The sequence below is a fragment of the Aeribacillus sp. FSL K6-2848 genome, from assembly GCF_038004325.1.
Taxonomy (GTDB): Bacteria; Bacillota; Bacilli; order Bacillales; family Aeribacillaceae; genus Aeribacillus; species Aeribacillus composti.
The window spans coordinates 2,000,436-2,012,806 of sequence record NZ_JBBOQQ010000001.1; the positions used below are offsets into that span (position 1 = coordinate 2,000,436).

Here is a 12,371-nt window from a genome sequence, read left to right on the forward strand (position 1 = left end):
TTAAACGAGCGCTGCCTTTGCTTAGCTCGTCAAGTCTACTCGAGGGTGCCGCCCTGTATCCACGCTTCGCTTACGGTCTGTTTTGTACCCTGATCTTTTGTCTCTTAACTTCCGTCATTTGGTACAAAATCGATTCTTTTCGTTCTTTTTGACTGCCCAAAAAATTTTCGCTTTACAGAACATTTTTCGGTGTGGCTGATTGCCACACCAGCTCGATAGAGTTATCTCAAATGTTCTTACAAGGTTTATAACATGTTTTTTCTTGCCAAACAATGAAATTGCGCCAAAGTAACATGCATCTGATGCAAAACAACGTGTGATCTGCCCCGGATTTATATAACAAATAAGTTTACAAACTCATGTACAAACATCTCTTCCAGCACGTTCTGGTCAAGCGAAACGTCTAAGATTTGCTTGAGCTGCTTGTTTGGGAACCGTGTTGCCAAATTGTTTTCATATTTTTGGATCAGCTTAGGCAGACCTTCTTGACGGCGGAATCTGTGGCCGATTGGATATTCCCGAACAACTTGGCGCGTTTCCGTTCCGTCTTTAAACCGTATTTGAACTGCGTTGGCAATTGACCGTTTGTCCGGATCGAGATAATCTTTGCTGAACTGTTTATTTTCCACAACTGTCATTTTTTCACGAAGCGCATCGATTCTCGGGTCTTGTGCGATTTCATCTTCGTAATGATCTGCTGTTAAATCGCCATAAATAAGACCGATGGCAGTAATATATTGAAGGCAATGATCACGATCAGCCGGGTTGAGAAGAGGTCCCGTTTTGTCGATGATGCGAATGGCTGATTCATGCGTCGTGATCGTGATTTCTTCGATCTCATCAAGGCGATCTTTTACTTCAGGATGAAGCTCAATGGCGCATTCAGCAGCTGTTTGCCCATGAAACTCTGCTGGATATGATATTTTAAATAAAATATTCTCGATTACGTATGATTCCAAAGGACGGGCGAGCTTCAGTTTCTGTCCTCGGAACAGCACGTCTTCAAATCCCCAGTTCGGAGCCGATAGGGCAGAAGGATATCCCATTTCACCTTTTATGGCCATAAATGCAAGACGTACAGCGCGGCTTGTTGCATCGCCAGCCGCCCACGACTTGCGAGAACCAGTATTTGGAGCATGTCGATATGTCCGAAGACTTGAATTGTCAATCCAGGCATTGGAAAGGGCGTTGATGATTTCATCTTTTCCCCCGCCAAGAAGCTTCGTAACGACAGCAGTTGAAGCAACCTTTACGAACAGCACGTGGTCAAGCCCGACTCTGTTCAGGCTGTTTTCAAGTGCCAGCACCCCTTGAATTTCGTGGGCTTTTATGATCGCTTCAAGAACTGTCCTCATATTGAGCGGCTTTTTCCCTTCTGCCACATTCGTTCGGCTTATGTAGTCGGCCGCAGCTAAAATTCCCCCCAAGTTATCAGAAGGGTGACCCCATTCCGCTGCAAGCCAAGTGTCATTATAATCGAGCCAGCGAATCATGCAGCCGATGTTAAATGCACCGTGCACGGGGTCTAATACATATGAAGTGCCAGGGACGCGGCACCCGTTTGGAACAATCGTCCCCGGAACGATCGGACCTAAAAGCTTTGTGCATTCAGGGTAGCGAAGAGCAAGTATGCCGCAGCCCAGCGTGTCTAACAACACATAGCGGGCGGTTTCAAACGCTTCTTTACTTTGAATTTCTTTATTTAGAACATAATCGGCAATTTCTTCAAGCAGTTTGTCTGTTTGTCGATTTTCATTATTTTTTACTAGTACTTCTGCCATTTTTACAACCTCCTAAGCTATCCATTACTGTTGTACTTTCAAAGAGCGTTTTCCTGTATATTTCACGCGCGGACGGAACAAACGGTTGTTATTATGCTGTTCGATCACATGGGCGCACAGGCCTGCTGTTCGAGCGCTGAAGAAAATAGGAGTATATAAATCAATCGGAATGCCAAGCATGTAATAGACAGGAGCCGCATAATAATCGAGGTTCGGATACAATCCTTTTTCCTCTCTCATAATGGTTTCCCCGGCTTCGCATATTTCAAGCAATCGAAAATCGCCCCGTTGTTCGGACAGCTGCTGCAATGCTTTTTTCATAAGCAATGCTCTTGGATCCATTTTTTTCATATAGACGCGATGGCCAAATCCCATGATCCGTTCTTTATTTGCTAATTTTTGTTTAATCAATCGTTCAAAATTTTCCTTTGTACCTGCTTCTTCAATTAAATACATCACCGCTTCATTGGCTCCGCCATGCAGGTGTCCTTTCAATGAGGAAACCGCACCGGCGAGAGCGCCATACAAATCTGCATGTGTAGACGATATGACGCGAGCGGCAAATGTAGAGTTTGGCATTTCATGTTCGATATAAGCGATGAGCGAGCGGTCGAATATTTTCGTTTCAAGTTCAGTTGGTTTTTTTCCTGTAATCATATATAAAAAATTTGCACTGTAGGAGAGATTTTCATCTGGTGAAATGACTTCTTGTTGATTGAGTAGATGATAACTGCTGGCAAGAATGGATGGCATCTGTCCTAGAAGATTGATAGATTTCGTTTTATTGGCCTGTTCAGATCTGTCATCAATGAGCGGGTCAAATCCTGCTAAAATGGAAATGCCTGTTCTCAGGGCGTCCATTGGATGAGTTGTCTTCGGCAGTTTGGAAAATACGTCGTAAAGCACGTCTGGAAGCTCTCTTTTCGCTAGAAGCTCGTTTTCAAATCTAGCTCTTTCTTGTTCAGACGGAAGCTTGCCTTCAAGCAGCAAAAACGCAACCTCGACATATGATTTTGTTTCGGCAAGTTCAATTAAATCGTATCCTCGAATGACAATTTCTTCATTTTCTACATCGAGAAACGAAATCGTTGTCTCAGCTGCCACTACGTTTTCTAATCCTGGTCTAAACTCCATCAAATATACCTCCTTCAAAAGTTTTCGAAAACGCTTTACTTTTAATGCAAACAGGGAAAAATGAATATCGGGATGATCGATCGCTTTCACAAATTTTGTTATTGGGCAATTGCTGAGACAATAACATTGTTCATTTCTTAAAGCCTATTCATTTCTCCCAAATCTCAAAGCGATCTTGCTATAATTGACCGCCTCTCCTTGTCGAAGCTTAAATGGTTAGGAAACCATTTTTTTACTTCTGGAAAAAATATAGCACATTTTTTAAAAAAAGAAAATGAATCTTCGGAATTTTCGTTTTTGTAAAACGACAGCTTTCACAAAATTCATTTGAAGAACTGACTTTAAAAATGGAAGTCAGCTTCCAGCAATCGGAGGCTTTGCGGTTTTAATGTCTTTTGGATGTTGACTGCTTATTTATATTCTATTCAAATCTTTTAAATAGACTGGAAAAATAGTACGATATAAGTAAAAAATAACATACTTTCTTCATTGGATTTCATAAAAGGATGGGAAAAATGACAGAGAAAAAAATCGGCATAATAGATTTAGGATCGAACTCCATTCGCCTCGTTATTTTTCATATTGATCAAAATGGACAATATAAAGAGCTTTACAATTTTAAGATCAATGCCCGTTTAGCTACGTATATTGACGCCGAAGGAAATTTGTCCAACGAGGGGATCGAGGTTGTCATCGATTCTTTAAAAAAATTTGTTCCAATCGTTCAATTTCATCAAGTGGCAGAAACGAAAGGGGTTGCAACGGCAGCTATTAGATCTGCCAAAAACCGGAAAATGGTCTTAGAGGCTATAAAAAGAGAGACGAATTTCGATTTTCGCGTCCTTTCCGGCCAAGAAGAAGCCTATTACGGCTACTTAGCTGTTATACATTCCGTATATTTAACTGAAGGCATAACCATTGATATAGGCGGAGCAAGCACGGAAGTTGCGTATTTTAAAAATCGGGAGCTCGTCCATTCATACAGTTTTCCGTTTGGGGCCCTCACATTAAAGAAAAGGTTTATTGCCAACAGCGAACCGAAAGAATCGGAAATGAAAGAGCTGACAGCGTTTTTGCGAAATGAATTTTCTTCGCAAAAATGGCTTAAAAACAAAAATGTTCCGGTAATCGGGATAGGCGGCAGCGCCAGAAATCTAATACGGCTTCATCAAAATAAAACCAATTACCCGTTATTTGGTATTCATCAATATGAAATGGAACCGAATGAAATTAAAAAAATAAATCAATGGCTGATCGGAATGACTGTCTCGGAGCGTCAAAAATTAGATGGACTGTCGAAGGAACGCGCGGATATCATCATTCCTGCAATTGAAGCAATTTATACGCTGACGGAAATCGTATCAGCTCCATTTTTTACAATGAGCAGCAAAGGCTTAAGGGAAGGGGTCTTTTTTGAGGAGGTGTTTTCCAACTTAAACGTCCGGTCTTTTTCTCAAGTAGCGGACGAAACATTTTCCAAGCTGGCAAGTGATTATAAAATCAACTTGAAGAATACATCATTTCTCCTTCGTCTTGCTTACGTATTTGTCAGTGAATGTGAGGCAAAGAAAATTATATCTTTTACTCAAGAGGAAAAAGAAATTTTGTTTAAAAGCACAAAGCTGGTTCAATTCGGGGAATTTATCGATCATCATTCAAGCAGTCAGCATACGTTTTATATTTTGACAAATCGATCGCTTGACGGAATCAGTCATAAAATGCGGTTGAAACTCGCATGCGTCGCTTCCTTTAAGTCCAAAAAAACTTTGATGAAATATATCTCTCCTTACAAATCATTATTAACGGAAGAAGAAATTTTATCGCTGGAGCGATTAGGCGCGATTTTGAAATTCCTTTATTCCCTCAACACGACACACCGTTGCATCATTTCCGAGCTGGAGGTGAACAAAAAGGAGGGGGAAAAGATGGAAATATCTTTAGCCTGCAACAGTGATTATACTTTTGAAGAGCAGGAAGCAAATAAGCAAAAAAAGCATATGGAACGCGCTTTTAACTGCCAAGTCGAATTATCATTTACACTCGTCTAATGGACATACGAAAGGTAAAAGGTGGGCGAAATTATGCAAGATAAGAAAGAACAATTGATTCCAGATATAAGCCGTCCAGAATTTTATAATAACCGGGAATTAAGCTGGCTTGCATTTAATGAGCGTGTCATGCAAGAGGCCATTGACTTTGAAAATCCTTTGCTTGAGCGGATGAAGTTTTTAGCTATATTCAGCTCGAACTTAGATGAGTTCTTCATGGTGAGGGTTGCTGGTTTAAAAGATCAAGAAAAAGCTGGTTTTAATTTACCGGAAAATAAAGCCGGCATGACGCCAAAGCAGCAGCTTAACGCCATTTCGGCGAAATGCCACACATTGGTCAAACGCCAATATGCAATATTTAATGAATATGTACAGGGGGAATTAAAAGAGGAAGGGATTGAATTTCTCAAGCTTAATGAATTAACTGGCGAACAATTCCGCTTTTTGGAACAAAAGTTTGATGAGCAAATTTTCCCGGTTTTGACGCCTCTTGCGATCGATGCGTACAGACCGTTTCCAATGCTTTTAAATAAATCGTTGAACTTGGCCGTATTGCTTCAATATAAGAAAAAAGAGCGGAAAAACCCTTTTTTTGCGATCGTTCAAGTTCCTGCTGTTTTGCCTCGATTCATTGAAGTGCCGAATCAAGATGGAAAGAGGCAGTTTGTATTTCTTGAGGATTTGATCAGCAGTTTTATTTACAAACTGTTTCTCGGTTACAACATCATTTCGGTCTCACCGTTTCGCATTACGAGAAATGCAGATCTGACCATTGATGAAGAAGGGGCGCGGGATTTGCTGGAAGTGATTGAGAAGGAGCTGAAAAAGCGGAAGTGGGGTGCGGCGGTCAGGCTTGAAATTCAAAAAGGAACGATAGATGAACGTGTTTTAAATTATTTAATGGATGTGCTGGAAATTCAAAAAATGGATGTTTATGAAGTGGACGGCCCGATCGATTTAACGTTTTTATTTCCATTTTATACCCATTTGCTGACCGATTTTGAGCACCTTGTTCATGATTCGTTCATTCCACCACCCCCGCTCGACTTGCCGAACGGAAATTTGTTCGAAGCTATATTAAAACGGGACTTATTATTACACCATCCGTACGAGTCCTTTCAGCCTGTTGTTGAATTTATTGAAAGTGCAGCGGATGACCCTCAAGTGTTGGCAATCAAGCAGACGCTGTATCGTGTAAGCGGAAATTCGCCGATCGTTCAAGCATTGGCAAAAGCGGCGGAAAACGGGAAGCAGGTGACGGTTTTAGTTGAATTAAAGGCAAGATTTGATGAAGAGAACAACATCCATTGGGCAAAAATGCTTGAACAGCACGGAGTTCACGTTATTTACGGCTTTCACCATTTAAAAACGCACAGCAAAATTACCCTTGTCGTCCGGCAGGAAGAAGGAACGGGTAAAATTCAACGCTTCGTTCATCTGAGCACGGGAAATTACAATGACGTCACGGCGAAACTGTATACGGATATCGGCTTTTTTACAAGCGAAGAAACATTTGGGATCGATGCAACCAACTTTTTTAATTATTTGAGCGGTTATGCGGAAAAACCGGATTGGAATCATTTTTCTGTATCGCCATATGATATGCGGGAGACCTTTATCAAACTCATCAATCAAGAAATCGAATGGCACCAGAAAAGCGGCAAAGGCCGGATTATTGCCAAAATGAATTCTTTAACAGATAAAACGATCATCATGAAGCTTTATGAAGCTTCGCAGGCTGGAGTCAAAATTGACTTGATCGTAAGGGGAATTTGCTGTTTGCGACCGCAAATAAAAGGCGTGAGCGAAAACATTCAAGTGCGAAGCATCGTCGGCCGCTTTTTGGAGCATAGCCGTATTTTTTACTTTCACCATTTTGGGGAGGAGAAAATTTTCTTATCCTCTGCTGACTGGATGACAAGAAACATGATTAAACGTGTTGAAATTCTTTTTCCGATTTATGATGTCCGTTTAAAAGAGCGTTTGAAAAACATCTTGGACATACAACTAAAGGACAACGTCAAAGCGCGTTTTCAGGATGCAAACGGCGATTATCATTATGTTGAACGGTCGGAAAACGAACCAGTCATTAACTCGCAAAAAATTTTTTATGAAGAAGTGGTTCGCTACCATGACGCTGACTGATCGGCAGCGCAAGTTTTATGAAAACTAGAGAATTTCTTCCGATGCGGAAATGATCATATCCGATTAAAATGATAGATTTTTGTCCCCTTCAAACAAATTGCTTTCAGATTCGAAATGTTTAGTATTATAATGAGTCTTGAATGAATTTTTTGCTATTTTTTAAAAAAAGGGGATGAATAAATGAAATATCGCAAATTGGGAAGAACGGGGCTAAAGGTTAGCGAAATCAGTTTGGGAAGCTGGCTTACATACGGAAACTCCATCGAAAAAGAAACGGCCATTCGGACGATTGACAAAGCGTATGAGCTAGGCATCAATTCTTTTGATACAGCGAACGTTTATGCAACTGGGGAAGCGGAAAAGGTCGTCGGTGAAGCATTGCGGAAATATCCGCGTGAATCATATGTTTTGGCAACGAAAGTATTTTGGCCGATGGGAGATGGCCCCAATGACAAAGGCTTATCGCGGAAGCATGTGTTTGAACAGCTCCATGCCAGTTTAAAACGCCTTCAATTAGATTACGTTGACATTTATTACTGCCACCGCTATGATCCGGAAACACCGGTCGATGAAACGCTGCGCACAATTGATGATCTTGTCCGGCAAGGAAAAGTGTTATATGTCGGCGTCAGTGAATGGACTGCTCAGCAAATACAAGAAGCTCTTGGCACAGCAGATCGATATTTGCTGGACCGCATCGTGGTCAACCAGCCGCAATATAATATGCTGAACCGTTATATTGAGAAGGAGATTATTCCAGTCTGCGAACAAAACGGTATTAGCCAAATTGTTTTTTCGCCGCTTGCACAAGGTGTTCTGACGGGGAAATATAAGCGCAATGGAGACATCCCGGAAGGAAGCCGTGCGAGTGATCCAAAAGCAAATAAATATATCAATGATTTGCTGACAGATGAAAATTTATTGAAGGTAGAAAAATTAGGAAAAGTGGCGGATAAATTAGGAATTAAACTTTCCCAATTGGCGATTGCTTGGGTATTGCGGCAGCCGAATGTTGCCAGCGCTCTGATCGGATCCACCAAGCCGGAGCAAGTCGAAGAAAACGTCAAAGCAATTGATGTGGAATTAACGGAAGATGTGCTCGAGGAAATTGAGCAAATCCTGTCGTAGTTCTCCTTATGGCAGAATTTTGATTGAAGAACAGACGTTTCAATAAAAAAGGGGAGAAAGGATTGTTTTTGTTCAACAAGTCTTTCTCCCTTTTATTTTTCATTTTTTGGACTTGGAAGCGATGCAGTCACCCCTTTAATTTCTTAATTGATTTGAGTGCCGGACCTTCTACAACATCGCCGTCTATTGAAAATCTCGAACCATGGCATGGACAATCCCATGTTTTCTCGCCGCTGTTCCATTCTAATTCACAGCCTAAATGGGTGCAGGTAGTATCTACGATGTGGAGGCTGCCATTTTCATCTTTGTAGGCACCGGCTCTTTTTCCGTTATAGGAAACGACTGCTCCTTCATCAGGGGCTAAATCTTCCGGCTTTCTTAGAGCAAACTCAAGCTTTCCTTCAATCAAATGCTTTGCAACATCTGTATTTGTTGAAATAAACTGCTTCACGCTTGGATCTGCTTGAAATCTTGCTGGGGTAAAAAGCTCGCGATATCGGTTTTCCTTCCCTTTAATTATATCGACAAGCAGTCGTGCGGCGGCTGTGCCGTTTGTCATTCCCCATTTTCGAAACCCTGTCGCAAACAGGATATTTGCTTTCTGTTCGTTTATATGTCCAATATAAGGAATTTTATCCAACGTTGTTAAGTCTTGAGTAGACCATCGGTAAGGAATTTTTTGTATGCCGAATGCTTGATCGCCAAAAGCTTGAAGGGACTCGTAATGCTGAATCATCGGGATTCCTTGTCCAGTTTTATGATTTTCACCTGCGATCAGCACAAGCTTTTCTCCATTGATCGTGACGGACCGAAGCGACCGAACCGGATTTTCGGCGCTGATGTACATGCCGCCGGGATACTCAATTTTTGTTTTGACAGCAATAATATACGATCTTTCCGCATACATTCTTGAAAAATAAAAGGCGGCATCATAGAAAGGAAAATGCGAACAAATGAATACATAGTTGCACAAAATGTGATAACCGTCTTTTGTCAAAATTTTCGGGTGTGGGCCATGTTTTATATCGACAGCTGCTGTATTCTCATAGATGTCTATCCCTTTTTCCGACGCGTTTTCCACAAGCTTTTGCAAATATTTTAACGGATGAAATTGGGCTTGATTTTTCATCACAACTGCTGTTTTTGCCTGTACGGGAACAGGGATGTTTTCCACAAGCTCTCCTTGAATTCCAAGCTTTTCATATGCTTTATATTCGTTTTCGATTTTTTTTATGTATTGCTCTGAATTCGTATAAACATATGCATCCTCTTCTTTCCAATCGCATTCGATGTTGTGCTCCTGTATCGTTTGTTTGATAAACTCCATTGCATCGCTGGCTGCTTCATAATATAGCTTTGCATTACTTTCCCCAAAGTGCTGTATAAATTCATCATAAATCAGCCCGTGTTGTGCGGTGACTTTTGCGGTTGTATGCCCGGTCGTACCATTTAAAATACGATCCGATTCGATCAGCGCGGTTTTGATTCCTTCTTTCGCAAGCAGATAGGCGCTTGTGATGCCTGTGATCCCGCCGCCTACAATCGCTACATCAACAAAAATATCTTTGTCAAGCTTGTTGAAGGAGGGCAGCTGAACAGAATCTGGCCAAAACGGTTTCGAAAGCTTAGGAAGTTCATTTTTACTAACGGCTTCTTTCATAAAAAAGTTCCTCCTATTAGATCTGATGATGCTTTTATCTTTTCCTAATATTTGGGTTGTTATGTGCATCTGATAATTTTGAGCGACCTTTTTATTTCAATTAAGATATGCTGCTACGTTTCAAAGAAATAAGTTTTTTGCTGATTCCAATCATTCCTTGCTTCTACTTAGGGTTGCTGTAGGAAAATGCAGATTGAGAACACTAAGTAAATTCCGAAATAAAAAGCCTAATTCTCTCATTTTAAATGATGAGAAATTAGGCTTTTTCCTTAATTAGACAATATAAATTATAATGGACAAACATTAAAGCATAAGTTTCTTTACGAAGAGCACTCGAATAGTTATTATATGACTACAACCGAAATAACTAAAATTACACATTTTTATTATCATTGTATTCTTTAAGTAATTTTTCACATAAATCCTTGCAAATTCCTTGAGAATGGTATCTACTCAATAATTCACTTAGGTTTATGAATATTTTATTTTCATTTAATACCACTAGCATTGCAGTAATTAAATCTGATGATTCAAAATACTAAGAATGTTCAATTTTTTATTGATTTCGAAACAAAAAAATCCTTTACAATGGAAGTACAGGTGGTTCCTGTCCAAATCCAATCGTAAAGGATAAGAGTTATGGACAAGAATACACTAATTTCATCATTTGGTAAATGGGTTTCACCCATAAATATTCAAAAACTTAGCGAACAAGTCAAAGAATTGAAACAGGACTATTACACAAAAAAGCTGACAACAGAAGCCTATATTAAACTTTTATTGGTAGCCCAGCTGCTCGAATTTAAGAGCTTAGAGGAAATGAGTGATGCACTTGTAGACGAAGATCTTCAAAAAGCACTCGGATTTGAATCGATAAGTGCCTCTCAGCTATCCCGAAAAAACAATCAGATCCACCCACTAATTCTTGCAAATTTGTTCTTGGATCTTGTTTGGAAAATTCAACGGTACCATTATAAAAACGGAAAGAATATGCCACTGAAAATCATTGATTCAAGTACACTCCCGTTGAATTTGACCCATTATAAATGGGCAAAATTCCGGAAAACAAAAGCTGGTGTAAAGCTACACTTACGGCTCGTTTTCATGGATAAAGACACCGTCTATCCTGAAAAAGCAGTGATTACGACAGCAAAAGAACATGACCGAAATCAACTCGAAGTCCTAGTGGATGATCAAGAAGCCATGTATGTGTTTGACCGCGGTTATGTGGACTATGAACGTTTTGATCGGATGACAGATGATGGCTATTTCTTCGTTTCAAGACTGAAGAAAAACGCAGTCATTCGTGAAGTCTATACATTTTCACTTCCTGATGATTGTCACGTTCTATCCGATAAAATGGTCTACATTGGTACCACACAAAATCGTACTGAAAATGTCTTTCGTCTACTAGAAGTTATGGACACAAAAGGGAACTTACTTCGTTTCATCACCAACCGATTTGATTTAAAACCAGAAGAGATAAGTGATATTTACCGATCTCGCTGGGCTATTGAACTCTTTTTCAAATGGCTCAAGCAACACGTAGAAATTAAGCACTTTTATGGAATGAGTGAAACAGCTATTCAAAATCAAATTTTCTTAGCCCTGATCACGTATTGCTTACATGTTCTCATTCAATTGGAGATGAAAAGTAAGAAATCCCTACTTCGAATTACTCGTTGGTTAAAGAGAGCTCTGTGGAAACCAGCTTATGTTTGGTTGCGAAAATTTGATGGGCGAGCCAGTCCATAATCTCCCTTTTGTCGTTGTCGCTCTGGTTTAACTGTATATATTTACCAAATGGGCAGTGCCACCTTTCTTTAGGTTTTGTCTTTTTGGCACAAATTCACAAAAAATAATTAACAGAAAATTCTAACTATATTTATGCAATGCTAATGATTTAATACATTTTTAAAATCTTGATAAGTGCCCTTTCTATTAATTTTCACCTTTCTTTCAGTGAAAAGGCTATTTATTTTATTATTGACTTTGTTATTGATTCTTCACTCTCAGCCACTGGGTTTTATAATGTTGAAGCAAAAGTCAAAATTGTTTCGATAAAATGTATATCATCTTCATGTAAACCATTTTTTCATCCATTCACTTACAGCTAAAATCCCCACAAGTATCTCTCCTAAAAGAATAAGGCATCTGCCATACGAATAGCCCAGCTTACAGCTATTGCAATGTTCTCAGCGGTAGTTTTACTCATTCTAGTATTCTTTTTTAAGTAAACTGGAAGTCTTGTTCTAACCATAGCAGCTGCATCTGAACCAGCATTTTCAAATTGGGTTAACCAATTTCCGATTTTTTACTATTATTTTTAAACGTTCTGGCAGTAGCTGCGTCTATTATGTTAAAATGTCTTGCCGCATCAAATACCGCATCTCCACCCGCTCTAAGCAACTGTGCGACTTTCACTATAACACCCATATTATAATGAGTACTGCCTAAAAATCCATTTTGAGAAGC

General features: G+C 39.9%; 7 protein-coding genes. 4 read left to right on the forward strand and 3 right to left on the reverse strand.

The genetic code is table 11. The features are described from left to right. Positions 1–332 precede the first annotated feature (332 nt). Positions 333–1,781, reverse strand: a complete 1,449-nt coding sequence (locus NSS70_RS09745; protein ID WP_340881392.1) for a bifunctional 2-methylcitrate dehydratase/aconitate hydratase — start codon at positions 1,779–1,781, stop codon at positions 333–335. A gap of 24 nt (positions 1,782–1,805) precedes the next feature. Beyond that, positions 1,806–2,915 (reverse strand): citrate synthase, encoded by a 1,110-nt coding sequence (mmgD, locus tag NSS70_RS09750; protein ID WP_340881393.1) that lies wholly within the window; start codon positions 2,913–2,915, stop codon positions 1,806–1,808. A gap of 515 nt (positions 2,916–3,430) precedes the next feature. Here mmgD and ppx point away from each other — a divergent pair. The 3 genes from ppx to NSS70_RS09765 all read left to right on the forward strand — a co-directional run bounded on the left by ppx (position 3,431) and on the right by NSS70_RS09765 (position 8,236). After that, positions 3,431–4,963, forward strand: coding sequence for an exopolyphosphatase (gene ppx, locus NSS70_RS09755; RefSeq protein ID WP_165381924.1), 1,533 nt, complete (start codon positions 3,431–3,433; stop codon positions 4,961–4,963). A 33-nt stretch (positions 4,964–4,996) separates the two neighbouring features. Continuing rightward, positions 4,997–7,108, forward strand: a complete 2,112-nt coding sequence (locus tag NSS70_RS09760; protein ID WP_066246664.1) for an RNA degradosome polyphosphate kinase — start codon at positions 4,997–4,999, stop codon at positions 7,106–7,108. 180 nt (positions 7,109–7,288) lie between these two features. After that, a complete protein-coding gene (locus NSS70_RS09765; protein WP_340787069.1) occupies positions 7,289–8,236 on the forward strand; it encodes an aldo/keto reductase family protein in 948 nt (315 codons plus the stop codon). Between the two features lie 127 nt (positions 8,237–8,363). Here NSS70_RS09765 and NSS70_RS09770 read toward each other — a convergent pair whose 3' ends face one another. Further along, complete coding sequence (locus tag NSS70_RS09770; RefSeq protein ID WP_066246668.1) at positions 8,364–9,896, reverse strand: FAD-dependent oxidoreductase; 1,533 nt, start codon at positions 9,894–9,896, stop codon at positions 8,364–8,366. Positions 9,897–10,535: 639 nt separating this feature from the next. On the opposite strand from NSS70_RS09770, the gene NSS70_RS09775 reads away from it, so the two are divergent. After that, on the forward strand, positions 10,536–11,651 hold the full coding sequence (locus tag NSS70_RS09775) for an IS4 family transposase (protein WP_003352762.1): 1,116 nt from the start codon (positions 10,536–10,538) through the stop codon (positions 11,649–11,651). Positions 11,652–12,371 lie beyond the last annotated feature (720 nt).

What these genes read in the sequence shown, in the direction of transcription:
- ppx (WP_165381924.1), top strand. Translation starts at nt 3,431, where the DNA reads ATGACAGAGAAAAAAATCGGCATAATAGATTTAGGATCGAACTCCATT.
- NSS70_RS09775 (WP_003352762.1), top strand. Translation starts at nt 10,536, where the DNA reads ATGGACAAGAATACACTAATTTCATCATTTGGTAAATGGGTTTCACCC.
- NSS70_RS09760 (WP_066246664.1), top strand. Translation starts at nt 4,997, where the DNA reads ATGCAAGATAAGAAAGAACAATTGATTCCAGATATAAGCCGTCCAGAA.
- NSS70_RS09770 (WP_066246668.1), bottom strand. Translation starts at nt 9,896, where the DNA reads ATGAAAGAAGCCGTTAGTAAAAATGAACTTCCTAAGCTTTCGAAACCG.
- NSS70_RS09765 (WP_340787069.1), top strand. Translation starts at nt 7,289, where the DNA reads ATGAAATATCGCAAATTGGGAAGAACGGGGCTAAAGGTTAGCGAAATC.
- mmgD (WP_340881393.1), bottom strand. Translation starts at nt 2,915, where the DNA reads ATGGAGTTTAGACCAGGATTAGAAAACGTAGTGGCAGCTGAGACAACG.
- NSS70_RS09745 (WP_340881392.1), bottom strand. Translation starts at nt 1,781, where the DNA reads ATGGCAGAAGTACTAGTAAAAAATAATGAAAATCGACAAACAGACAAA.